This window comes from Alteromonas sp. 4NH20-0056 (assembly GCF_057539655.1).
Genome location: NZ_BAAJLS010000014.1, coordinates 32,060 through 57,768, shown reverse-complemented (window position 1 = coordinate 57,768; position 25,709 = coordinate 32,060). Strand labels below are relative to the sequence as shown.

The window sequence follows — 25,709 nt, the reverse complement described above, 5'->3', positions numbered from 1 at the left end:
ATAGCTGTCCAACAGCGAGCCTTGACGGGAATCAAAAGACAAACAGCAGAGTTTGATAACAGTCAGCAGTCAAATTCTTGTTCCAATTAAAAAGGAGCAGTTCTCGGGCAAGCTCCCCGCATTTAAAGACACCAGCTCCATAAAATCTATTTCACTTACTTTGTCAGCGTCCCTAAACCGCTTTATTTCAAAATAATAGTCTGCATAAGTAACTCCTTTCTTTTTCAATTCTAAAAAAGGGTACTGCCTATATTTCCACACACCAATAACCATGTCAGTGCCCGTGCTTTTTGTAGCCATTTCAAGAGTGAAAGAGCCATCCTTATTAAGATATAAAGAAGTAGCTTCACCGCAGTCTTTAGCCTTGTATTCGTTCACTAAATCTTGTTGGAAAAACATTCGTTTATCGTCTTTGTTTTTGGGCAATAGAAATAGAGCCATTGAATTTTTTGTATACCAATGATTTCCTTTACTCAAACCTTCAATTCGCTGTATTGTGAAGCCGGCAGTAGCTGATATGTAAGAGGCTATATCAATAGCTTCAGGTTCAAGTAAAATTAATGAGTAGAGAAGAGTATTTTCGGTAACACTCGCGGGAAAGTCGAATTCATTCAGTTGAACGCGATATCTTTGAGACGAATCAAAAGCGTTGCTAATTTCGTCTCTTTGAGTGTTATCTAGGTATTTTGCATAAACATGAACGGTAGTTTTGCTCGCACACCCCGATAATAAAAGCACGAAGAAAACCAAAGTATGTTTTAAGATTTTCATTCATGAACTCTGACGGCGAAGTTGATTACAAGTGTAATCAAAATTTTATGATTAAACAATAATGCTATTTTTGCTTACAAACTCCGTTGTTCCCCAGTGTCCGCTACACGAGAAAACCGCTGCTATTTCAATGCCAGCGCGTGAACGGCAACTACTGGCACTAATAGCCTCTCAGCGTTGATAGAGCTCTTTTAATCAACGCTAGTTAAACTAAGTAGGTATCGTACAACCAGTGCTAAATGCACGGATTGAGTAGGATTAATTAACGCTTTTTTCTTAAATCGCCTTACAACGATTCAACGCTTGCAGATAATAGTAATTTCCCTAGTGTAACGCCGAATTTAATTCATCATCGGCAGAAAAATTACCCGCCACCTGTTTTAACAGGAAGTGGCCGTTTTCGCCAATATCAGCGAAAAGCACAGTGATAATATGGTGTATCTAATAAACTAATTTGCGACTTTCTGGCCTTAGGCATCAGGACTTTTTAACGTTGGTTTACTCCTGTAACAGTGTGAATAGCAAACTAACTTAGAGAAAGTGTACTGCGGTACAGTTTTGATATCGTCGTGTTGTGCCTGTTTAATAATTCAATATGCGTGCTGGACTAATTGGCCTTACTAATTGTCACAAAATATGTCGATGTGCTTTCAGGTATTGCACTACACGACGTTTTAATTTAATTTCACCGCCCTACTAAAAAAGCATTTTTGGATGCTCATAAAAAATAAGGATATTGCCTAATGTTACGCTTAAGCGCGTGTTTACTCGCTATTTCAACCCTTCCTGTTTTTGCCCAACCAACAGATATTCAGCATGAAGTTGCGTTAGGGTTTTCTGATGTACGTGATGCCGACGACAATTTTATTGGAGCGAGCTACCGCTACTATTTCGAATCAGTGAACATTGACCAGCAACCTTGGTCGATTAGCCCTTATCTTCAAAGAACGAACAATGTTTCTGTTGATTATTTTGGTATTGATAATATCGACAGTATGAATGTACGAGGTGAGTGGTTTTACTCAGACGCGTTAGTTATTCGAGGTCGCTATGGGCGTGTAACCAACGATAGTAGATTCTTTGACGAAACGTTAAATCGCTATGCTGTAGAAGTGTCTACCTTCGCGAATCAAAATTGGGAATATGGCATTGGCGTTGAGTATTTTAACCTTAATGAAGAGCTTTTCAGTTCCATCAATGCTGGCGTTAGCGAAAAGCGTTCTGATTCAGAATTCAGCTACAGTGCATTTGCAAGATATACGAGCTTTGGACAACGTTCTGGTAAGTTTTCTCCGGGGTGGGATACCAAATTGAAAGCAACACAGTTTGATGGTGAGTTCTCTGTTGAGCTAGATACAGATTATTTCTTCCGTCCTGATTGGAGCGTGGGAGTGACCTACATTCACGAAAGCAATGAAGTAGTAGGCTCTGACAACGTTATTGAATTAGGTACGCACTACTGGTTCAACCCGCATTCATCTATCGAATTTGGCTTAGGTTATGATACCGACGAGAATCAGTTGGGCTCGGCTACGTTGTTAGGAACGTTTAGATTCTAATACGCTACTTAAGTGAGCAAGGGCCTTATTTCTAACAGGCCCTTTTTTTATACTTCATCCATATAGGTGAGACAGCTTAAAGTAACAACTCGAGGGCTTGAGCGGTGCTGTTGTTCTATTGAAGTAGTGTTGATAATGAGCCTGCAGGTGCTGCGTCTAGCGTTGCTTTAGAGAGGTGGGAATTGTGGGGGTTTTGCTTCAATATTTTCATGCAATAGGTGCATTTAATGCGCTGTTACTGAGTGTCGTCTTGTTTTTCTCTGGCAAACTCAATCCAGCCGGTAAAGTACTGGTAATATGGCTTTTGGCATGGTCCATATACGCTGTTAGCCCCCTTATCTTCATTAACGCTCCCGCTAGTTTTTTGAGTGCTTTTCACATCATTGCCCTTTGGCTTCCGGCTTCATTTGGTGCATTGATGTATTTATATCTCTCACTATCAATAAGAAGAACCGCACTTTTGAAGCGGGATATTATAAAATTCATCCCCTTAGTCGTGTGTTTGTTGCTAAACGCGGACTATGCGTTTATGTCAGAAGTTCAATTGGCTGATTTTCGTAATAGAGGTGTTGAGTTCGATATACAACATCAAATAGCTATGGTGTTTCTATATGGTCAGGCATTCTATTATTTTGCTAAAAGCTTCAGGCTTATAGTTCGCTATAAACAGCAAACTGAGTCCGAGTTATCCAATTTTCAACCAGCTGTTTTTCAAGGGCTTACCGTTATTATTGGTGTAAATCTCATCCTGTGGTTGTTAGAGATTTTGTCAGCATTATACAGCGGCGTTTATTTCCTCGCATTAGCCAGTGATATCTTCTTTACCTTATTTTTGTGCTTTTTAGGGTTATTGCACTGGAAAGAGCCTCATTTTTTTAGTGTAACTCATGGGCAAAAAATACCGGATGAAAGTCATAATGGCGAAAAGAAAGACGATAGCTCTGCTCTACTGGACGAGACATTGGCAGAAGTTTTTCAATCAATCGATGTTTTCATGCGCGAACAGCAACCGTATCTTGATAGCAAATTAAGTCTTACGTCGTTGAGTGATCAACTGGGGTTGGGTAAACACTGCGTGTCTGAAGCTATCAACGCAGTATCCGGTCAAAATTTCCATCAGTATGTCAATAACTTTAGGGTCCAATGGTTTTGTAAGCAGCTAAAAGAAAATCCTAGTTCTAAACTGTTAGATTTGGCAATGGATAGTGGTTTTTCTTCAAAAAGTGCCTTCAATGCGGTGTTTAAAAAGCTTACTGGCAAAACACCAACACAATATAAATCTTTGGTGACCCCTCCCCTTTAACGCACCAAAAATGCGAATGGGAGAGTATGATGTTTCGATTGTTGAGCGTTCAGCAATTATGAGGGCAAGCAAATCACTCCCAAAAAAAATAAACCTTGTTTTCTAGGATACCTATTGGGTAATGGTCAAATTTATTCACTTTTCAATGAATGCTCACGCTTAGAAGTTCCATCTTTTACGTCCTAACTTATCAGTTTGGACGTTATATCTTCCCGTTCCAGTAAGCTTAACGCTTTATTAGTATGCGCTTGTTTAGCATGTCATTTCAAAAGACAAATTGGCTAATGTCGCAGCATTCAACCACGAGGAATAAATATGGGGAACAATCCCGCTAGTCTTTCTAATCTAATTGTCATGTTGGTCTCAATACTGTGTTGCTGCCAAATAGCACAAGCCACAACTTTGGATACCAGCGACGCCGATCGGTTTGCTCTATTGTTTGATAAAAATCAGTTTATTAGCGCTGATACGTTGCAAGAAAACTATATCGAGAAAGCAGGTCTTGGCGTTAAATATATTATGGGTAACATCCAATCATCTCAAAAGATGAGCGAATCAATCAATCGTGCATCTGAGCACTACGAACGCGCAATCCGTGTGTGTCTTCCTGCGGTCAAGGCGATTAAATCGGATGCGATAGACATGGTATCTAAAATAGCACACGGTACCAATACAAAACCTGCACAGTTTATTTCCATTGTGTTTGGTGCAAATAACGTGGCAGCGACGGCTACACCAAATGGGATCATTCTTGCCTTCGAAACTTTGTGTCAGCAAACGCGAGATGTAGAACATGCCAAAGCCGTTCTACTCGAATATATTGCCCATGAAATGGTACATGTAGCACAGTATCAATTAACACAACGAACCAGCTTTTCCTTCAATTTACTTGAAATGTCGCTTATTGAAGGAACCGCAGATTTTATTTCTTCGTTGTATCTAAATAAGCAATCAATGCTACAACATCCTCGTAATGTCTGGGGAGAAACTCATGCATTATCAGTATGGCGCAGTTTCGTCGCCAACCAACATGATAAACACTACGCGTCTTGGCTGTATAAGCCATCAGCAAGCGGGCAGCCCGCAGACATGGGCTATTGGATTGGCAGTCAAATTGCAGAGCATTTCTACGATAGTAGTGCTAACAAAGAAAATGCTATTCAACAATTATTGATAATGGAAGATGCCGATGTGATTTTTCGCAAATCAGGTGTTCTCTCAAGCACAATAAGGCTGAATATAAATGGTGTTGAATTAGAATATGAAGACACGGGTATGGGCCAGCAGGTCGTGGTTTTTGACGCTGGGTTTGGCACCAAAAGCACGGTATGGCAGTCAGTCATCAACCGACTTCCTATGAATATTCGTACTATTACTTACTCGCGCTCTGAACTTAATCCCGTCAATGAGGATAAAGGGGTAAGAACAGTTGAAGAACACCTGGCTGATCTACGAGGCCTTTTGGATAGGCTAGAAATTGATGTGCCTATTCTGTATGTGACACATTCATACAGTGGCATGATTGCAGCTCGATATGCTCAAACACATCCAGATGAACTAAGCGGTATGATAATGATTGAGCCGGCTACTCAAGCACAACGCAAGCACTTTCTTAAGGTCGATGCCGCACTTGTGCACAAAGAGGACGAGATGATTTTGTCGTATCTGCCAGCCCACTTAGGCGCGCAATACTCTATTATCGTTGAGCACATGGAGCGAGCTTCAGATACGGTGCAAGGCATTCCCGCGGATATTCCAACCGTTGTGTTTTCTGCGGGTAACGCCAGCTCTGAGCCATTTTCTATTAATGAGACCGAACAGGGTAAGCCTGTGTGGTTGGCTCTACATGCTAAGCTAGTACAAGGTAGTGAGCAGCACAAGCATCGAATAATTGATACTGTATCCCATAATATACACAAGCGAAGCCCTGAACTTATTGCATCACAGATAAAGGCTATGATTGCTATGGAGTGAAGAGCGGAAAGAATCAATTAAAAAAGAGCAAAGGAAGTAAATCAACGCGCTTAGAGCAGTGGCGAGAGAATTCAGCTCGCCTTCACAACGCTTACACAGTTTCTTCCTTGCGATTTAGCAAGGTACAACGCGGTGTCTGCCTGCTCAATAAAACTAACCGCCTCTGGACAGGGCTGCACACTGAGCGAAGCGACACCAATGCTAACCGTAAGTTTTTGGTTAAACGGAGACCATTCATGGTCAATATTAAGGTTAATCACATTATTTACAATACGCTGCGCGACCCTTACAGCAATGCTTTCCTCGGTTGATGGTAGAATAACCGCAAACTCTTCTCCCCCAAATCTTGAAACAAAGTCATCAGGCCCTGTGCAACTCTTTGTTAGTGTCTCGGCAATACTAATTAACACTTCATCACCTGCAACATGACCATAGGTGTCGTTGTAACCTTTAAAGAAGTCAACATCCAGTAAAAGTAAACTGAGTGGTTTGTTAGCCTTCTGATACCGCGCCAAATCGCGTTCAAGGGTGCTGTCAAACAAGCGTCGATTGGCAATACCGGTTAAGCCATCCATATTGGCCAACCGCTCTAATTTCTTATTTGCTTCGATAAGTGCTTGCTGTGCATTATTTAATGCTAATCGGTTATTCTCATTTTCTATTGTGTTACCTAGCATCTCACTTATGTACTTTAAGTAAGTGATATCGTAATCTTGCCACGCATACGGCTTACCAATTATGTCGCAGCCTACGAAGCCAAACATATCTCCGTTTACGAAAACAGGGATGCATAGTATCGACGCGATATGTTCACGCTCAAACTCCTCACGCTCTTTTTCTGCCTCTTCGGGTAGTAACGCTACATCATTAACCTTAAATACATTCTCGTGTCTCAATATTTTCATAAGAAACGAAATATGACTTAATGGCATGTTTTGTAGTTCATCTTTATAAGGTGTAACACCCGTTGCCACCCACTCATGTGTATTTGAGGCATGCTTCCTATCATCAGAAAATGCGAACAAATAACAGCGGTGAACACCACAGAACTCTCCAAATGCCGCAAGGCTTCTATCGATAATAGGATCGATGCCATCTGATTTAACATTAATGAGCTTTGAGGAAAGTGTTGCTAGTAACTGTGAAAAGGTAAAGTGGCGGCTAAGTGGAGAATCTATATGAGATGCCTCTAAGGCTTCACATTGCACATCATATACAACAACGCCCCCATCAGAACATTTAATGGCGTTGCTTTTGATAAAACAACGGGTTTGTACTCCCTTAACTTGAATACATAACCATTGCCCAACATCATCGCAATTTTCACCCTCTAAAGGGTGAGCGCTGCCCGTAAGTTGTTTTTTTCCATTTGAACTAAAAAAGCACAGGTCGTGACTTACACTGTCAACACTCTCAGGCAGGCCGAACTGACTATTAAAACCATGGCTTGAAAAACATTCATTGTCTTGCTCTCGCCTAACTAAAAGACACGAGGGAACATGACGTAAGACTGAAATGACGTCTGCTACAAACAAATTTATACCAAAAAAATACCGCAACTAGTTAGAGCGTAGCACCTTTTCATGAAAACGCTATTTTAAATGTATGATAGATAGTCTGTTTTCCCGCCTTTCAATAAAATCTTTCTTATCGATATGGGCTAGGATTTGTCCGCACTATCGAAAGGCATTTTTAGCAGCGTTGTTAGTGAGGCATTATTCGAGGTTGGAGGATAAGATTTAAGGCCAATTGGCAGTACTTCATCACTCTCTTTTGCCTGAGATTTGTAACTTCCAAATAGTTTGTCCCACCACGTTACACTGAATCCAAAGTTGCTATTAGACTCACTCATGCGCTGGCTATGATGAATACGATGCAACCGTTGAGTTACAACAAAAAACGCAAGCCTATTGTCCCATTTTTGTGGCAACCTGATGTTCGCATGGTTAAACAGTGAAAAACCATTAAGCGCAACTTCAAAAATTACGATTGCCACTACGGGTGCACCTAATGCAATTACTACACTGGCCTTGACCAATAAACTAATAGCTATCTCGATTGGATGAAAACGTAAGCCTGTGGTGGTATCGACATGACTATCAGCATGGTGCATTTTATGCACTCGCCATAACAACGGAATTCGATGAAACAGTCGGTGCTGCCAATAGATAACGATATCAAGAATTAGTACGCCAATAACAATAGCTAACCAAGACGGTAGCGTGAATGAGTGAAACAACCCTATTTGATTTTCGGCCGCCCACAACGATACACCCAACAAACTGGCGGGCAATAATACGCGAGAGACACCCGCGCCAATGATCACTAAACACAGGTTAGCGCGCCAACGCTCAATACGCGATATCGACGCACCTCGGGCAGGCCAGTACGCCTCCCATAACGCCATTAATACGAATATCGCCAGAAATGCCGTGATGCGGATAGTGCTTACTGCTTCCATATCATTACCCTAGAGTGATTTTGTTAAGACTCCACACGTTTTAACGTAAGAAACCCACCTACCACGCGAGTTACTATGGTTAATGCGCATGCTGCCGCGAAAAGGTATGCCATTACTGAAAAGTGCTGAGGCCACAGGCAGAATGCGATGAACACCAAAATAGTTTCTGTACCTTCTGTTAAACCGTGCATGTAGTAAAAGCTTTTATTTGCGAATTGCGGCCTATCAATATTGAATTTTTCAGCAGCGATAGCAAACGCTAGAAAACTACTGCCTGTTCCGATAAAGGCCGCGAGTAATATCAAAGCAGGTGCGCCCCACTCGGTAGGGTTCGCCAAACCAAATGCTAAAGGTACCGATGCATAGAACAAAAAGTCGAGGCAAATATCTAAAAAGCCCCCTGCACTCGTGCTGCTTCGCTGATATCGAGCCAATTCACCATCAATACCATCGAAAATGCGGTTCAAGATAATGCATAGCAACGCACTGTGCCAATATCCCATGATAATGAACGGAACCGCTATTAGCCCCACTAAAAAGCCGACTACGGTAACGTGATTCGGGCTCACATTCATGCCATCTAACGTTCTTATTATCGGGCGTAAAACGGGTTTAATGAACGGAGTAATTTTTGCATCTAACATGATGATAACTCGACTATTTGGCCACCAGCCGCCATTGCATCATCTTTATCATGCGTCACTAAGATAGACGGAATATGGCGCGACGAGAGCTGTTCAAAGGTCCACGTACGTATTTGCGCGCGTAAGTGGGTGTCTAACTGACTAAACGGCTCATCAAGCAATACCACTTTGGGCTGTGCTGCAAGGGTACGCAGCAACGATACTCTCGCTTGCTGACCACCAGACAACGCACTTGGCGCTCTATTTTCTAAGCCATCCAGCCCTACCGCTGACAGCATGTCCATCATGGTGTGTTTCTTTTCTTTTGCGCTCATACCTTCTGGCATAGCAAAAACAATGTTTTGTCCTACTGTCATGTGATCAAACAACAATGCGTCTTGAAACATCACACCAACACCTCGTTCATGCGCGGGTGTATCCGTTATTAAGCATGTATCAAGGGACAGTCGACCGTGAAGGGTAAAGGGCGCGCTTAATTGGCCTGAAATGGCATTAAGTAACGTTGACTTCCCCGAACCACTGGGGCCCATTATGCATAATACTTCACCATTATTAACGGTTGCGTTGATAGACAACAGCGTTCTATCAGAGCGTTTAATTGTGACGTTGTCTAGCTTAAGCGCCATGTTTGTCCCCTTTGTTACGGGAAAGTATTGGTTTTTGTCGAGGTGTGAAGAGTATTCTTGGCAAGTACCATGCAAGTGCAAATACAGGCAACGGTAACCCGGCAAGCAAAAACACATAAACCGCAGAAAGCCGTTCGCTGCTACCCGATACCGATGCTACTGCTTCGGTGGTTAATGTCGGAAGTGCACCACCACTTGGCAAAATGGTAGGTAAATACTGGCTAAAACTTATCGCCAAGGCTAACGCAAACGCTACTGCAATAGGTGAAAACATAAGGGGCAACTTAACCTTAAAAAACACTTCTGCTGGAGTTTTGCCTAAACTAAGTGCCACCTTCACATATCGCACATCAAACTTTTTATAGGCTATTGCTAACGATATATACACATAAGGCAGCACATAAACCATATGGGCAATGAAGGTATTCAGCCAAATAGCATTACCGGTAAGCATTTGCTGAAGCCAAACTAACCCATAAAGAAATGCAACGCCGGGGATAAGTAACGGTAAAAATAGCGTAAAAGGCAGGGCTTTATCGATGCTCGACCGATTGCCACGAGCATTACTTAACGACTCTAGTGTTAACAGCACAAGCGTGATAGAAGAAAGACCCACTGCAACCCCAAGCAGGAGCGTATTCGTCAGTGGCGCACTAACTGAGGCAATGGCGGTCTGCCAATGAAGCAACGTTACGCCATCTGGTACAATCTTGGGAAACGCCCAATGCTGCGCTACAGACCACATAACAACACTAACCATAACTCCAACAAACAAGACGCTATACAGTGCGACGATGACATATCCTGCACCGTTAACAACGGTGTCGGCGCTATGTCTTCGCCCCGACTGTCGCTGACGCCGCGCATACCATGCCACCGCATGTTCAATCACGATATAGGCACCGACTGCAACCATCGACACCACTACCTGCAATAATGCAGCCGCACTGCCAATCATTCGCATCGACAAATCAATATGATTAAACCAATACAATACTGCTACCGCCAACGTGTTAGGGCTATTGGGGCCAAGTAACATTGGGATCTCAACGCTTGACGTTGCAAAAACTAAAACCGCTAAAATAGGAAGCCTCACTTGAGGGTATACATGAGGCACAATGAGCTTAAAAAATATCGCAGTACGCGAATAACCTAGTGCGGCCCCAATCCGATAATACCCCGTTGTGGTGCGTGCCGTTTGTGGCTGCGCCAGCACACTCAATGCCATAAGCAAAATAAAAGGCAGCTCTTTTAAAATCAAGGCCAATATAACGCAGAGACCTGCGCTGTCATAAGGAAACCACCAGCCCGCACTTGGTATGGCGTCGTTTGAAAACAGCGATGTAAAAACGCGGGACAACATACCCGAAGGACTTGCTATAAATAGAAGCGCCATTGCAGCCGCTGCATGAGGTAAAACTAAAAACGGACTCAATAACTTTTGAATCGACTGTAACCATGAAGAGCGATAAAAGCGGGCTAGTAAAACCAGCGCACCGCCCACTGCCAACAACGTAGACAATAGCCCAGTAAATAAAGAGAGCAAAACCATTGTTGATAACGAAGGTATCTCAAAAAGACTAACAAAAATATGCCAACCAAATTGTGATTCGCCAATAGCTGGAAAATAGCCTAGTGCAGGAAACACAGCCCCCAACGTCCCGGCGATGACAGGAGCGCTTAGCATAAGCACGAGGCACCACTTTGCTATACGGGTTACCGTGCTAAATGAAAAAGTATCCACTAGTAACGGGCTCCGTAACGCGCAAACCAAGCTTGTCGCAATGCATCGGACCAACTGCTGTGCGGCTCTGCAATAAGGGGGCCTGTTGAATCTGGCGCAATAGCAGAAGGGTGTATTTGGTTTTGAGTAAATAGCGCCTGTTGCTCATCCGTAAGCACCGTCATGTCTAATACGGTGTCATCTCCCCACACGGTCAATGTCTTTTTCTGAGCTTGTGCACGGGGTGATAACATAAAATCAACTACCTGCTTCGCCGCATCAAAATGAGGCGTGTTGAACGCGATACCAATAAAATGAACGTTGGCAAGGCTTCCGTCCTGCATGGCATAGGTACGTATATCAACCGGCAAATCAAATCGCTCTACAGCGCTGGGTATTTCAGCAGCGGTAAAGGAAAAACTCAAAGAAAGCTCTCCATTACCAACCAAACGCTGTAGCTGAGAAGCTTGACGAACCATATATTCGCCTCTGCGCCACATTAGCGGGTGCAGTGTGTCGAGGTATGCCCATAACGACGGCGTAATCAGGTTTAATGCGTCTGTAGACACCGGTTTATAAAATACATCACGATCACTCTGATTAAGCGCCACTGCCGCGTATTTCAAGAAACTAATTCCCAAATAGTCGCTTGGAAGCGGATAGGTAAACCGTCCTGGCATTGCCTTCGCAAACGATAACAATGAGGTAACAGTGGTGGGAGGCGTAATATGATGTTCATTCAAGTGATTTTTTCTATAGTAAAACACCATAGAGGCCTTACCCCAAGGCGCCTCCATGCCTTGTGTGGGCTCGCCAAAATCTGTCTGCATCGCGGGGTTATGGGCGGGGTTTGTCAACGCAAAGTTAGGTACATTAGGCACCCAGTTTGGTCGTAATAGCCCATGTTTTTTCATGGCAGCGAAGTTCTCACCGTTTATCCAGATGAGGTCGACACTACCACTATTCGTATTCCCCGCCGCCTTTTCAGCCAGCACCCGCGACACCGCATCACTGGTATCGGCAAGCTTGACATGTTGTAACGTAATGCCTTGTTCACTAAGTTGGTTGGCGACCCACTGCAGGTAACCATTTACTTGGGCACTTCCCCCCCACGCATGAAAACGTACCGTGTCAGCGTGGCTTTTCCCGCCTACTAACAAAGCGCTTACCACCAAGGTCATTACGACGGCATATTTACTAGGGAGAAGCCACTTCTTACTCATCAAGGCGCTACTTAGATGTGCTGTTAAGCGACCAGTTGTAGTCTAAAAATTCAACATCAGCCTCATCATCAGCGAATTGCTTTTGCTCACTTTCAGTAAGATTAAGCGCATTTTTATACAACAAGAGAAAGTCGTTAAGCGAGTTCGCCCCCTTCCAGCCGGTCGAAAAATCGTCGCCATACCAATCAAAGATTTTTGAGATATAAAGCGTGTCACCTTTCATATAATTGCGCGATGCATCAGACAAAAATCGAACAGTTTGCTCGTGTAGCTGCGATTCAAGCATACTGCCAAGATAAGCCTCTTCGCGCAGAGCAGGACACCCTACACTGGCACAGTTTACGGCAAAATGAATACGGGGTTCGTTGTACTTATTTCCCCCTCTAATCATAGTGTGTTCGATTTCATCAAGGGTTCGCGTGTCGCCAAGTAGTGGCGCAACTTCTTGCTTCCACGGTGACGAGAAAAAACCTCCCAAGTCACGAATAGAGTCCAAATCAGGATAACGGGTTAAAATAAAATTGATGGTATAGGCGTTGTAAGCATTAATAAGAAATGCCAATTGGGTATGGCTATCCCAGCTATCGAAGGTTGCCTGACTTACCGATGCGAGTGTAGCAAGGTACGTATTAAGTGAAGACTTAGACGCGTTAAACCCTGCATAGTCTATTTGTGTGCTAGCACCATTGTTAATGGTTACCACGTATTCGTTAAGTAACGCAGTGAAAGGCGCATGCATTTTATCGCTCGCATGCGACATACCTAATACCAGCAACAGAGAAGAAGCGAGCAGCCCCTTCCCCCACCAGCGCACTATGCATTTTTTACCTAGCGACATAACTAGCCTCTCCTGAAGGTGTGGAACTTCTCAACATAGCTAAGAAGCTTCTCAGGGGCGTTAGCACGTTTCCAATTGCCGGCTGCATATTTTGCTCCCTCAGCCCACGTCGGGTAAGTATGAATGGTGCCCAATATTTTATTGAGTCCTAAGTCATGCTTCATGGCAATAACAAACTCTGCAAGCAAGTCGCCAGCGTGTTCCGATACTATTGTTACACCTAATATCTTGTCTTTGCCTGGAGGCGTTAATACTTTGATGAACCCTTTGCGTGCGCTTTCGGCCACCGCGCGGTCAAGTTCAGCAAACTCGTAACGGGTTACTTCCACTTCAATGCCCTGCTCAGCAGCATCCGCCTCATTGAGACCGACGCGCGCAACTTCGGGGTCGATAAAGGTCGTCCAGGGGATCACACTGTAGTCTACCTTGAACTTTTTAAACGTACCAAAGAGTGCATTAACGGCAGCGTACCAAGCTTGATGTGCCGCAACATGCGTAAACTGATAAGGCCCAACCACATCGCCTGCCGCAAATATATTGGGCATCAACGTTTGTAAGTACTCGTCGGTTTCGATAGTACGGTCAAAACGAATACCTAATTCTTCTAATCCAAAGCCGTTTAAGCGCGCTTTTCTTCCTACTGCAATAATGACTTCGTCGTATTCAAGCGAAACTTCTATGCCTTCCTTACTTACGACAAGGAATTTCTTTTCATCTCGTTGTTCGAACCTTAGCGCATCGTGTTGTGTAAGTACGTTCACACCACTTTCTCGCAGCACCGACTCAGCAAATTCTGCAACGTCGGCATCTTCGCGCCCCATTAAACGTGCAGTTCGCTCTACCTGCATAACCTCACTGCCTAAACGGGCAAAGGCTTGCGCTAACTCACATCCAATTGGACCACCGCCAAGCACTATGAGCTTTTTAGGCGCGTCGTCTAATTCTGCGAACTTCGTCCACAGGGTATCGGAGGTAACATAGCCACTGCCCTCAATACCCGGTAATTCAGGCACAAAAGGGCTGGCGCCAGTGGCAACCACGATATTTTTCGTCGTTAAGGTTTGAACAGCCCCATCGTTTGTTTTTATTTCAACGGTCCAAGGGTCGATAATTTTTGCATAGCCTTTTACAACGTCCACACCCAAGTTGGTGTAGCGTTCAACGCTATCATTTGGCGCAATGGCGGCAATAACCTCATGAACACGCGCCATGACTTTCTTAAATGAAAGCGTGGGTTCAACGGCATCTAAACCATAATCGTCAGCATGGCGCATTTGCTTTGCGACTTTTGCGGTTTTAATAATCGCTTTGCTTGGCACACAGCCATAATTAAGACAATCGCCTCCCATCTCGCCAGCTTCAACGAGTGTAACTTTTGCCTTTACGGCAGCAGCGATATAACTAGTGACAAGCCCACCGGCGCCAGCACCAATAACCACAAGGTTACGGTCGAATTTGCTTGGTTTTGTATACCCCTTGTAAACCCGACGACGATTAACAAACCCAACAATCGCTTTCGCTATCCAAGGGAAAATACCAAGTAAAACAAATGAAAGAATAAGACCTGGTGAAACAATGCCTGACAAACTTTCGATTTGCGCTAGCTGCGTACCCGCATTCACATAAACCACGGTGCCTGCCAACATACCTACTTGGCTAACCCAATAGAAGGTCCAGGTTTTTAGGCTGGTTAGGCCCATTAAAAGGTTAATTAAGAAGAAGGGGAATACCGGTACTAACCGTAGCGTAAACAGGTAAAAAGCGCCCTGTTTTTCAACACCTTCATCAATTTTCTTTAGTTTTTCTTTAAATTTATTGCGTACCGTATCTCGTAAAATAAAGCGCGAGACTAAAAACGCCAACGTTGCACCGACACTAGATGCGAACGACACAATCACTAAACCTTGCAGCAGGCCAAATAGTGCGCCCGCCGCCAATGTTAGAATTGCTGCACCAGGCAGCGACAGTGCAGTAACCGCAACGTAAATAGCGAAAAAAGTACCGATACTCAGTACCGGGTTTGCCGCTATTTGCGATTGGAAAGTATCAAGGGAACTTTTCATTCCCTCTAACGTTAAATACGTATTTAGGTCGAAGTAAAAAAAGCCAAATATCGCTGAAGCAATAACCGCTAATAGCGCGAGTTTTCTTATCATAATATTTATCCTAAGCGCTTAAAATGCGTATTGCATGGTGACTTGAGCATGACGTGGTACGTTTGGCATAACCAACGTCGCACCAAAATATCCACCCTCAAACAACGGTTGCCAGTTCTCTTCATCCGTTACGTTAATAATATCAAGGCGCAAGCGCAATTGATCATTAACAGCATAGTCGGCATTCACGTCAATTGAGTGTTGATCGCGAATATTAACCGTCTGTAGAAAGTCCAGTGGAAATGACTTCGTGTAAAGCGCACTGGCTCCAACTTGAAGATCGTCTGTTAGCTGCCAACCCGCATTTAACGATACCATTTGTGGCGGTATGCCTTGAACACGACTATTCGAAGGCGCAAACGCAGCGAACGAAGGTGAGCCTACTCCTGATCCGACAATAATATCAGGACGGCTATTATCAAACGCGTCAGACACCTGTGCTGTCCCTTGAAACGCAGCGGAGTTATCGAATCGTGCATCAAGGTAACTGTATGCAGCATTCACCCACACATCATCACCTTGATAAAACAATTGCAGTTCAGCACCTTGCGTTTTCACGCCGCTGTTGCTGCCATCGCGATTACGTAAACTACGGGTCTGATCAAACACAGACGCTTCAGCATACCATGTGCTGTTTGGCGCATATTTCACCCCAACTTCATATAGCGTATTTTCGGTCGCGAAGTTAAGTGGATTTATTTCGTTGTTACCGCCTAATACAGTACCGCCTGCCATACTGTTTGACGTAGCGTCATTTTCTGAGAACGCCGCATAAATATTGACGGCGTTAGTGAGCTTATATACCGCACTTAACTGAATACTAGTAAGCGTATCACTGTAGCTATCAGACGCAGCATCGACGCCCTCAGGGGCTAACGGATCGCGCGCTTCCACATCGTAATAGTCAACACGCGCTCCCGCTATGGTCGACAGTTTGTCTGTCCAGTTAGAGCGCTGCTGTACAGCGAATCCTGTCTGCCATGATGTTGAGTCTGTCGTATCTGACAAATTAAAGTCACCTGCGCCATCTCCATCGAGGTCGTATTGTGCACCCGGCGATACAAATACGCCTGGTCGTAATTCAATCAACCGCGCTTTTTGCGCATCGGTAAGTGGAATCTCTCTGTTAGACAACGGCCCAGTTAAATCAATAGGGTTATCGGCTTCAGTAGTGAACTGGCTATAACCCAACACGTCGTTGTAGCGAAATGCCAGGCCAAATGATGTGGTTTGTTCGTCTGACCACTTGTAATCGACCTCGGTACGATTTTCAAATGTATCTGCACCATCGATGATTTCAACAAAGCTGTTTTGTGCAATTTCTTCGCGTTCAAGGTACTGATAATAAGTAATATTTCTTAGGGTTACATTATCGGCATATTGATAATCCACACTGCTTCGTAATACTGTTGTTTCTGCACCATTGATATCGTTTGGATTCGTGAATACACGATTACGGGGAATACGCACTTCACCCGTTGGTGAAATAACCGCACCCGCTCCTGGCACCAGACTGCCATTAGGCTGCACGCCTTGCCCAGTAATATAAAGACCGTTATCAATCAGGTTTTGTGTCGGGCGGTTAATACCCGCATTGTCGGGGTAATCTGTATCGTAATACTCAGCGCTTATGTCCCACGTCAATGCATTACTTGGTGCATAACGGTAAGCAATAAATACATTGGTGCTTTCCCGTTCTGCGAAGTCATAAAAACTGCCATGGTCGAGGTATTCAGCGCTAAAGCGTATACCGCTTTTGCCTTCGTCGATTGCTGTGCCGTAATCAACTTGGGCAGAGTACTGATCCCACCGACCGGCCCGCAACGTTACTTTGCCTGATGAATCGGTGATTGGCGCCACTTTCGTTTGCAAGTTTACAAAACCGCCATTGCGTTGCGTACTTCCGAAAAGCACCGGCGACGGCCCTTTTACGATATCTATCTGTTCTACGCTATTAAACGATAATGGAAGACCGAAACCATTGTTCCCTGCTTGTCTGCGAACGCCGTCTTGGAATAATTCGCCTAACTGCCCACGAATGCTGGGTAAGCTGGGTGTACCGAAGCCGCTCGATGCATAAGCATTAGGTGCCGCTTTTACAATGTCATGCAAATCGACAATATTAAACGCTTCCATTGCTTCAGAGGATAGTGATGTCACCGAGCGAGGCGTGTCAGCAGCAGATAGCCCTGCACCGAAAATACCTTTTAAAACATTATCGCCGGGGTTTAAATCACTTAGTGACGTTTTGTTGCCAGTAACTTCAACAACTTCAATATCGCGCTCTGCACTGTCTTGTGCATAAATACCTTGGCTTACCGCTAGCGCGAGTGAACTCACAGCGAGAACAACTACTTTTTTCATTACCACTTCCATCATTATTATTTCTTGTTTGAATAGACCGATACGTTATAAAAAAAATTTCAGAACATCTTTTTTTTCATAAAAATATTTTCTTATGAAATTTAATTCATGAACGACCGTTCATATAGGTTCAACTAAAGACAAACGGAGCATACATGCAACATTCGACCGCCTTAACAACACGCCTTAGCTGGGCACTACTTTCTCTTCGCATAACAATTTTCATTGTTATGTTTGTATGGACACTGGATAAATTTGTTAATCCAGCCCACGGCATGAAAATTTTTGAAGTTTTCTATGGTATTTCAGGCGTACCTGAAATGGCGGTTTACCTTCTTGGCGCCCTTCAACTTGCATTGGTTTTGTCGTTTTTAGCCGGCCTTGCAAAACGTTACACTTACGGCGCTATATTTATACTACACGGTGCATCGACGTTATCGTCTTTTCCACAATACCTAGACGCATTTAACAACCTACTCTTTTTTGCCGCATGGCCAATGTGGGGGGCGTGTTTTGCGCTATTTTTGTTACGCGAAGCCGATACCCGCTTTACCTTAGGCAAATAACGCCAAAACTAGTGTTGAGTCGCGGCAGCGTAAAGCTGCTGCCACTCTTGTTCACTTACCGGCATAATTGACAGCCTATGACCCCGCTTAACCAGTCCTAACTCAGTTATCTCAGGCATCGCTTTAATTACCTTAAGCGGCAGTACCGATGAAAACTTTTCCTGAAACTTCACATCGACACGGAACCAGCGAGGCTGTTCTTGGCTCGACTTAGGATCAAAATAGTTCGACTCAGGGTTAAACTGTTCACTATCTGGGTAACCTTCTTTCACTACTTTAGCCACCCCAGCAATACCTACCGTTTTGCAACTAGAATGATAGATAAACACGTAGTCTCCCTCTTTCACATCATCACGCAAAAAATTACGCGCTTGGTAGTTTCTTACCCCATCCCAGGGTTCGGTTTGATTAGGTCTTGATGCTAAATCGTCAATGCCAAACGTGTCAGGCTCTGTTTTAAACAACCAATAGTTCATGTTTATCTCTAAATTGCTATGCGTATCAGTACGTTGTTAAACGTTAATTGCCCAAGTATACAAGCAGATTAAATTATTGATACCACTATACCGTCATATTGATTGAACTGTTATAATATTGAATCTTGTCTTGGTTCTTCATGTAAGCATTGCGCACTAACAAAACGCGTTTTTTACATGGGCTATCCCACAGACCCAACTCTTTTTTTCAATGTGTGAATGTTATGCAAGCCACCATAAAGGCCGAACGCGGTCTATTTTCTTATCCAAAATATTGGCCGCACTGCTACGGCACTGCGCCCTTCTTACCCATGTCAAAAGAAGAAATGGATGCGCTCGGCTGGGACAGCTGTGACGTTATACTGGTAACGGGTGATGCATATGTCGACCATCCCAGCTTTGGTATGGCGGTTATTGGGCGCGTATTAGAGGCGCACGGCTTTAGAGTCGGTATTATTTCTCAACCAGATTGGAAGAGCAAAGACGACTTTATGAAGTTAGGCAAGCCTAACCTCTATTTTGGTGTAACGGCTGGCAACATGGACTCCATGATTAACCGTTATACGTCTGATAAAAAGCTTCGCCACGACGACGCTTACACCGCAGGAAATGTAGGCGGAAAACGTCCGGATCGAGCGGTAAACGTTTATTCTCAGCGTTGCCGAGAAGCGTTTAAAGGGGTGCCGGTTATTGCAGGTGGTATTGAAGCAAGCCTTCGTCGCATTGCGCACTATGATTACTGGAGCGAAAAAGTACGCCGCTCAGTACTGTTCGATTCAAAAGCAGACATGCTATTTTTTGGTAACGCAGAGCGACCACTAATTGAAGTTACACACCGTTTAGCCGCGGGCGACAACATTGCCGACATTCGCGATGTTCGCGGTACGGCCATAATCGTAAAAGAAGCGCTGCCAGAATGGCAAGGAGTGGACTCAACGTCGCTGGATAGACCAGGAAAAATAGACCCTATTCCTAGCCCCTACCAGATGGAACCTGAGTGCGATTCTCAAGATAAAGATCCAAAAAGCTCAGAAGCGCCTGAAGCGGCACCTATTGTTATTCAGCCGCCTGAGAAACGTAAACCATGGGAAAATGTTTACGTAAAACTCCCCGCTTATGAAACAGTAAAAGACAACAAAACCTTGTATGCCCATACCTCTCGTATTTTGCATCAAGAGACGAACCCAGGTTGTGCCAGAGCGTTAATGCAACGTCACGGCGACAGACACATTTGGATTAACCCACCAGCCATGCCGTTAGAAACGGAAGAAATGGACGCAGTATTCGACTTGCCGTACCAGCGTGTGCCTCACCCCGTCTACGGCGACGCTAAAATTCCAGCGTATGACATGATTCGTTTTAGTATAAACATCATGCGTGGGTGCTATGGCGGGTGTACGTTCTGCTCTATTACTGAGCACGAAGGGAGAATTATTCAAAGCCGTTCTGAAGACTCTATTATTCGTGAAATAGAACAAATTCGCGATACCGTGCCAGGGTTTACTGGGGTTATCTCTGACTTAGGCGGCCCTACTGCAAACATGTACCGCTTGCGCTGTAAAAGCCCGAAAGCAGAGGCAACATGTCGTCGCCCATCATGTGTATACCCCAGCATTTGTGCTCACATGGACACCGATCACAAACCGACTATCGATTTGTATCGTCGTGCACGAAACTTACCGGGTATAAAGAAAGTCTTGATTGCGTCGGGCGTACGCTACGACCTTGCAGTTGAAGATCCTGAATATGTAAAAGAATTAGCGCTTCACCATGTAGGCGGCTACTTAAAAATAGCCCCAGAACATACCGAAGACGGCCCGCTTACTAAAATGATGAAGCCGGGAATGGGCAGTTATTATCAATTCAAAGAACTGTTTGATAAGTACTCTCAAGAAGCGGGTAAGAAGCAATATCTTATCCCCTACTTCATCGCCAGTCATCCGGGTACGACAGATGAAGATATGCTGAGCTTAGCCATCTGGCTAAAAGAGAACAAGTTTAAACTTGACCAAGTACAGAACTTTTATCCTTCGCCCATGGCAACGGCGACTACCATGTACCATACCGAAGTAAACTCGCTTCGCAAAGTAACCAAGGACAGTGAAGAAGTACCTTCTGCGAAAGGTGAAATACATAGACGTTTACATAAGGCGATGTTGCGTTATCACGACCCGAAAAACTTTGCGCAAATACGCGATGCGTTAGTGAAGATGGGACGAGAAGACCTTATTGGTCGAGGCCCTCAGCATTTAGTACCACCGGAAACGGCAAATGAAAAACGCCAAAAGGCGACAAAAGGCCGCCGTGGTGAGCGCGCACTGACCAAACATACGGGTTTGCCCCCTACCTTTCAACGAAAAGGAAAAGGCGGTAATAAAGAGGCGCCGAAAAACGCCAACCGAAAATCCGCACATAAAAAATAAATAAAAAGCGCCTCTAACGGCGCTTTTCTATTTCACTTTTCCATTGGCGCTTAGTGAGCGCGTGTAACGCAGTCGATAGTGGGTAGGTCAACCGTTTCGCCTTTCTCGTTATAACGCAGCTGACACATGGCCTTTAACCTTAATAACGTAAAAGAATGTGACGGATTGTTATGCCGCCCATCAATAGGAAGACCTCGTCCATCAGAAAAGGCCTTACGCTCAATAACAACCGTCGAGTCATTAACAAAGGCATCTGATGCTAACGTAATATCCATCCCACCAAACCACTGCCCAATGACTGTCGCAAGCTGCGCCTGCTGCACATCGTTGTCTGACACTAACACGGCGTGCTGCGCATGTGCTTCTTCAAATAACGTACACCCCGTGTTTAGACATACCGATACGCTAAGCACCACGACTAATTTACGTAAAGCGCGCATTATTCATTTTCCTTAATAACCATTTTCTTAATAACCATGGTATTAATTTTATTATTAAGAATTAACGTACGCGTAATAGTATCGGGCGTATCAATTGATAGTAACGGCCCGTCATACACCTTAGTTGGCGTATCTTCTAGCCCTTGAGGTGATGTGGACGCTATCGCCGGACAAGTACCCGAGGAGGAGTATTGAAGCGCTGCGGCCAGCATTGACTCTTCAGGTGAGCCTAATGCTTCAGTAAAATCGTCATTTACACTACACCCAGGTAGTTCAAAGTCAAAATTTGGTGACGCCGTTGGCATAAACCCGTCTGCATAATCACCAAACCCCTTTTGGTTTACGCCTTGGAATTGAATAGTAAAATACGTAGTGCCGCAATTGTCAGTTGGATAAAAACCGTAAGGTTTGCCACAGGTTGAAGCGCCAATTTGAACGACTTCAACGTCTATTCCACGAAGCGCATTCATTACCGCTTCACTTGCTGAACAGGTATTGTCAGTCGTTAGCACATATACGCGAGTCAATGAGAGGCTAGGTAGTGAAGCCGACAACAAACGTCCTGCACCATAATCAATTTCGTTGGCGTAAAAAGGCGTAGGCGTGATCGTTCGCCCTGTTATTGGGTCAGTCGTAGGGTGTTTGTCATTAAATTGCAGCGTTTCAAACGTGGCACCATTGGTTTGATTTGGGCCGGCTACCATATAAGAAAGCTGGGACGCTAACGCAAGCAAACCGCCGCCGTTATACCGTAAATCAATGACTAACTCAGTGACGTTTTCGTTCGTAAACCGGTTAAACGTGTCAATTAAGTCATCTTGCGCCGTTCGAATGAACGTATTAAATTGAAAATAACCTGTTTTGCCGCTCTCTGTTTCCAGCACACGCACGTTTTGCACTGGAGAGACTTCGATACTCGATGAGGTCATTGATAACGAAAGCTCGGTGTTATCTAACAATTCAAACGTAAAGCGGGTTTCAACGCCGTTTTCGTCCGGAAATAAAGCCGCATTAATTGCATCTACGCCTACTTGTGTATTGTCATTCACAAAATCGATATCGTTAACCCCCGTAAGGCGCGCTCCTCGCGGTATGCCCATCGTGGCAGCAGGCGATCCTGGCTCTGTGTAACGCACAATTAGCGAGCGTGGTGGCGAGGCATTTTCAAATTCCCATGACACGCCATAGCCTGACGACACACCCGTTTGGGTGAGTGTGTTGTACTCGTCGGTGGGTTGTAAAAAATGAAAATTATCTTTAGGCGTATTGCTGGCGGTTAACGCAGTGGTTTTTAGCTGTGCGAAGTAATCAACTACCGTGAAGTTTTCAGGATCATTGTCATCCACTTCGTCATACCAAAGGTACGTATTGTTTGTCCAAGACCGCAACCACAACTTCTCGTCTAACGCGCTACCGCTGGAATCCGGATACGCACTACCTGAGAACGGATCGATACCGGTTCTGGGCACCTCACATTTCGCAATGAAATTTGATGCGGGTTCAAACACGCCTTGTTCCCACTCAGGGCTAGTAGGCGTAGTTGGGGTAGCTGGCGGTGTGGGCGTTAAAGGGGTTGTTGGCGTGGTGTCATTTGACGCACCTCCCCCGCCGCATGCAGTAATGAGCGTTGCCGAGACTATTCCTGCAATAGCAATTCCTAACTTGGTCATTTTCATTATTAACATCCTTTTAATACACTATTATTCTAACGCTGCACTTACATAACCAGATACAAAAGCTTGCCATATTCACAGTCCCTAAACTAGAACATCTTTGTTACTGTTTTACTATAAGCAAAGCATAATGGGTAAAAAATAACGCAGATTTAATGTGGATTATGCGGTAAAAAGCCAACTCCTTTGGCGGTAAGGCTACTGATATACATACCGTCGTCTGTCATTATCGCACCGGTTGTGAAAGGGTATCGGCCCGCTGGGTCTTGCAGACTTTCTAGCACATCACCGCCCTCGCTAAGCCGTATTATGTGACTGTATGCTTTCGCAGCCGGTCGCATAAAAGCAGGTAACCGCTGAACCATACTCCGTAGCCATGGGAAAGGTGATAAACGATCGACCACCGCAGAACGTGGTGATGCAAGCCCAACGAAGAAGTTGCCACTGCGCGTTCGGCTTATATTGTCAGGAAACCCAGGAAGGTTGTCTATAAACACTTCGTGCGTACCCTCCCGCTCGCCTTTAAGCCAATACCGCAGTACACGATAGCTACCGGTTTCATTAACCAACACATAGCGGTTATCTGAGCTAAGTGCCACGCCATTAGCGAACACCAACCCATCCATAAGCACCGCTGCTTTATGGGTCGCAGGGTTATACTGAATAAGCCGTCCATTTCCTTTGTGTTCAAGAATCTCGAGTAAACTAGCCGACAGCGTGCCTTTATATTCAGAAGAGGAAAATGCAGTAGTCGCATCGGTGAAGTAAATCATGCCATCGCTTGCGATATCTAGGTCATCAGCATACGTCAAGGGCTTTCCGTCGACCTCATCGACCAACACGGTTACGTCACCGTCAGGCGCTATTTGCAGCAAGCCTCTTATCGCATCTGCGACAATAAGGTTACCAGCGTGATCGTATTCAATACCCAATGGCCGTCCACCAGTATTTACCCACGCCGTAAACGCATCTTGCGATGGCAATTTAGTTAATATGTCTCCAGTGTGGCTAGACACCGCTATGCTATTGTCAGCGCGCTTTGCAAAATCTTCTGGCCCATAGGTTGTCGTGCCGGCCAGCATCGGAATAAAGCTAATATCGGCTAACTTATTGTTAGGCGCAAACACGCCTTCGTACCCTAAAGACTTTGGCGCATGCCACGCCACGGGCGAGATGGGCACAGGCCAAATTAAAAGATACGCTAGCCCTGCTAACATAATAATAAGTATTGCACGCATAGTAGATTCATCATTCCAAACACATCATCAACAAATAACACGATACACGCACCATGTGTACTTTCTAATGCTAATGCTTAACTGACACCCACATTAATAGTAAGGGCATGCTTCAGCGCAAATAGCGCCGTTCCTCTTCTCGTAAACAGCGTAGGCTTAATACATTAAAAATCAGTAATAAGTCATCGTTTATCAGCACCTGTAGCGTAACTATGTTTGCCCATTACGGTATAAACAGGAGCAGTGGAGAGGGTATGAAGGCAGGAGCACACGTAAAACGTGATAGCGCAACACAGCAACTAGACCAAGAACTACGCGCCAGTCACGCGGGTGAAACCGGCGCTGTCTTTATTTACAGAGGCGCATTAGCTGCAAACATTCTAATGAAGCCATTTCGCAGTAACAGCACTTATAGCAGGTTACAGTCATTCGCAACCCAGCACCTTAAAACAGAACAGTCTCATGTGGCATTGCTTGAAAACGAGTTGCCGCATTTCAGAGGCAGTTTTCTTCTTTTGTTTTGGATAGTAGCGGGGTTTGTAACGGGCTTTTTACCTACCCTATTAAGTGCAAACTGGTTCTATTACACTATTTATTGCGTAGAACGTTTTGTGGATGAGCATTATGAGTCTCAATGCACCCACATCACCACGCTTGGCGCGCAGTATCGTGTTGTAGTAACCACGTTTAGGCAATGCCAGCAAGAAGAGCAACACCACCGAGATGAAGCATTGAACGCCATGACACGACCGCCAAATAAGGTAATGAAAATGTGGGGAGCGATGGTTGATAACGGTTCTAAAGTCGCAGTGAGCGTTGCGAAAAGGATATAAATAGCCCTATCGAACACGCTGCACGTGGAAGGAATGAATAAGAGCGTCTTATGGGAAAAGTAAAAAGAGTGCGCGCGCCTAAACCTTGTAATCAGTGCGGTATTGAAAGCGACGTATTATTTCGAGTTCGAACCGCAGGCAATGCGTCGTGGCATCTTATTTGTAAAGCGTGTCAAATGAAGACAAAAACCGAAATAGGTTACGAATACGGCGGCACGTGGAAGCAAAACAAACGCAATTAGTAGCAATAGCGAATTGCTGGTTGCACACTATCTCGTTATATCATCCTCAATTTCATAAGAACGTCGTAAGCGGTAAAAAAACAGTTCGAAAGTAATAGTCCGAATGATAGCGAAGGCTAAATCCAGACAACGAGAAAACGCATTAACAATGGTTCGGCCAAACTTTGCTATGGCGT

General features: G+C 44.6%; 21 protein-coding genes. 7 read left to right on the top strand and 14 right to left on the bottom strand.

Annotated features, from left to right (window positions below; genetic code table 11):
* Positions 1 to 69: 69 nt before the first annotated feature.
* Positions 70 to 771 (bottom strand): hypothetical protein, encoded by a 702-nt coding sequence (locus AC27EZ_RS17505; RefSeq protein WP_487136558.1) that lies wholly within the window; start codon positions 769 to 771, stop codon positions 70 to 72.
* Between the two features lie 743 nt (positions 772 to 1,514).
* Here AC27EZ_RS17505 and AC27EZ_RS17500 point away from each other — a divergent pair.
* The 3 genes from AC27EZ_RS17500 (at position 1,515) to AC27EZ_RS17490 (ending at position 5,607) form a co-directional block, all read left to right on the top strand.
* Entirely contained in the window at positions 1,515 to 2,330 is an 816-nt protein-coding gene (locus tag AC27EZ_RS17500) for a putative porin (protein WP_487136557.1), read from the top strand.
* A 184-nt stretch (positions 2,331 to 2,514) separates the two neighbouring features.
* Complete coding sequence (locus AC27EZ_RS17495) at positions 2,515 to 3,633, top strand: helix-turn-helix domain-containing protein (protein ID WP_487136556.1); 1,119 nt, start codon at positions 2,515 to 2,517, stop codon at positions 3,631 to 3,633.
* A 315-nt stretch (positions 3,634 to 3,948) separates the two neighbouring features.
* Complete coding sequence (locus AC27EZ_RS17490) at positions 3,949 to 5,607, top strand: alpha/beta fold hydrolase (RefSeq protein WP_487136555.1); 1,659 nt, start codon at positions 3,949 to 3,951, stop codon at positions 5,605 to 5,607.
* A gap of 71 nt (positions 5,608 to 5,678) precedes the next feature.
* Here AC27EZ_RS17490 and AC27EZ_RS17485 read toward each other — a convergent pair whose 3' ends face one another.
* From AC27EZ_RS17485 to AC27EZ_RS17445, 9 genes are all read right to left on the bottom strand, one after another.
* A complete protein-coding gene (locus AC27EZ_RS17485; protein ID WP_487136554.1) occupies positions 5,679 to 7,142 on the bottom strand; it encodes a sensor domain-containing diguanylate cyclase in 1,464 nt (487 codons plus the stop codon).
* Between the two features lie 125 nt (positions 7,143 to 7,267).
* Complete coding sequence (locus AC27EZ_RS17480; RefSeq protein ID WP_487136553.1) at positions 7,268 to 8,068, bottom strand: sterol desaturase family protein; 801 nt, start codon at positions 8,066 to 8,068, stop codon at positions 7,268 to 7,270.
* A gap of 23 nt (positions 8,069 to 8,091) precedes the next feature.
* Entirely contained in the window at positions 8,092 to 8,712 is a 621-nt protein-coding gene (locus AC27EZ_RS17475) for a CDP-alcohol phosphatidyltransferase family protein (protein WP_487136552.1), read from the bottom strand.
* Positions 8,706 to 9,338 carry an ATP-binding cassette domain-containing protein gene (locus tag AC27EZ_RS17470; protein ID WP_487136551.1) on the bottom strand — a complete coding sequence of 211 codons (633 nt, stop codon included), beginning with the start codon at positions 9,336 to 9,338 and terminating at the stop codon, positions 8,706 to 8,708. The genes AC27EZ_RS17475 and AC27EZ_RS17470 overlap by 7 nt, the downstream gene beginning before the upstream one ends.
* Entirely contained in the window at positions 9,328 to 11,082 is a 1,755-nt protein-coding gene (locus AC27EZ_RS17465; RefSeq protein WP_487136550.1) for an ABC transporter permease, read from the bottom strand. The genes AC27EZ_RS17470 and AC27EZ_RS17465 overlap by 11 nt, the downstream gene beginning before the upstream one ends.
* Positions 11,082 to 12,284 carry an ABC transporter substrate-binding protein gene (locus AC27EZ_RS17460; RefSeq protein ID WP_487136549.1) on the bottom strand — a complete coding sequence of 401 codons (1,203 nt, stop codon included), beginning with the start codon at positions 12,282 to 12,284 and terminating at the stop codon, positions 11,082 to 11,084. Before AC27EZ_RS17460 ends, AC27EZ_RS17465 begins: the two co-directional genes overlap by 1 nt.
* Before the next feature lie 7 nt (positions 12,285 to 12,291).
* Positions 12,292 to 13,122, bottom strand: a complete 831-nt coding sequence (locus tag AC27EZ_RS17455; protein ID WP_487136548.1) for a DUF547 domain-containing protein — start codon at positions 13,120 to 13,122, stop codon at positions 12,292 to 12,294.
* Between the two features lie 2 nt (positions 13,123 to 13,124).
* Positions 13,125 to 15,278: an FAD-dependent oxidoreductase gene (locus AC27EZ_RS17450; RefSeq protein ID WP_487136547.1), complete on the bottom strand. Its 2,154-nt coding sequence runs from the start codon at positions 15,276 to 15,278 to the stop codon at positions 13,125 to 13,127.
* Between the two features lie 18 nt (positions 15,279 to 15,296).
* Positions 15,297 to 17,642: a TonB-dependent receptor gene (locus AC27EZ_RS17445; RefSeq protein WP_487136546.1), complete on the bottom strand. Its 2,346-nt coding sequence runs from the start codon at positions 17,640 to 17,642 to the stop codon at positions 15,297 to 15,299.
* A gap of 155 nt (positions 17,643 to 17,797) precedes the next feature.
* On the opposite strand from AC27EZ_RS17445, the gene AC27EZ_RS17440 reads away from it, so the two are divergent.
* A complete protein-coding gene (locus tag AC27EZ_RS17440) occupies positions 17,798 to 18,208 on the top strand; it encodes a hypothetical protein (protein WP_487136545.1) in 411 nt (136 codons plus the stop codon).
* An 8-nt stretch (positions 18,209 to 18,216) separates the two neighbouring features.
* Here AC27EZ_RS17440 and AC27EZ_RS17435 read toward each other — a convergent pair whose 3' ends face one another.
* Complete coding sequence (locus AC27EZ_RS17435) at positions 18,217 to 18,684, bottom strand: EVE domain-containing protein (RefSeq protein WP_487136544.1); 468 nt, start codon at positions 18,682 to 18,684, stop codon at positions 18,217 to 18,219.
* Positions 18,685 to 18,908: 224 nt separating this feature from the next.
* On the opposite strand from AC27EZ_RS17435, the gene AC27EZ_RS17430 reads away from it, so the two are divergent.
* Complete coding sequence (locus AC27EZ_RS17430) at positions 18,909 to 21,107, top strand: YgiQ family radical SAM protein (RefSeq protein ID WP_487136543.1); 2,199 nt, start codon at positions 18,909 to 18,911, stop codon at positions 21,105 to 21,107.
* A 50-nt stretch (positions 21,108 to 21,157) separates the two neighbouring features.
* On the opposite strand, the gene AC27EZ_RS17425 is transcribed toward AC27EZ_RS17430, so the two are convergent.
* The 3 genes from AC27EZ_RS17425 to AC27EZ_RS17415 form a co-directional block, all read right to left on the bottom strand.
* On the bottom strand, positions 21,158 to 21,547 hold the full coding sequence (locus AC27EZ_RS17425; RefSeq protein WP_487136542.1) for a hypothetical protein: 390 nt from the start codon (positions 21,545 to 21,547) through the stop codon (positions 21,158 to 21,160).
* A complete protein-coding gene (locus tag AC27EZ_RS17420; RefSeq protein ID WP_487136541.1) occupies positions 21,547 to 23,223 on the bottom strand; it encodes a S41 family peptidase in 1,677 nt (558 codons plus the stop codon). Before AC27EZ_RS17420 ends, AC27EZ_RS17425 begins: the two co-directional genes overlap by 1 nt.
* Before the next feature lie 149 nt (positions 23,224 to 23,372).
* Positions 23,373 to 24,458 carry an SMP-30/gluconolactonase/LRE family protein gene (locus AC27EZ_RS17415; RefSeq protein ID WP_487136540.1) on the bottom strand — a complete coding sequence of 362 codons (1,086 nt, stop codon included), beginning with the start codon at positions 24,456 to 24,458 and terminating at the stop codon, positions 23,373 to 23,375.
* A 254-nt stretch (positions 24,459 to 24,712) separates the two neighbouring features.
* Between AC27EZ_RS17415 and AC27EZ_RS17410 the strand changes: the two genes are divergently transcribed.
* Positions 24,713 to 25,291 carry a demethoxyubiquinone hydroxylase family protein gene (locus tag AC27EZ_RS17410; protein WP_487136539.1) on the top strand — a complete coding sequence of 193 codons (579 nt, stop codon included), beginning with the start codon at positions 24,713 to 24,715 and terminating at the stop codon, positions 25,289 to 25,291.
* A 50-nt stretch (positions 25,292 to 25,341) separates the two neighbouring features.
* On the top strand, positions 25,342 to 25,533 hold the full coding sequence (locus AC27EZ_RS17405) for a hypothetical protein (protein ID WP_487136538.1): 192 nt from the start codon (positions 25,342 to 25,344) through the stop codon (positions 25,531 to 25,533).
* Positions 25,534 to 25,709: the final 176 nt, after the last annotated feature.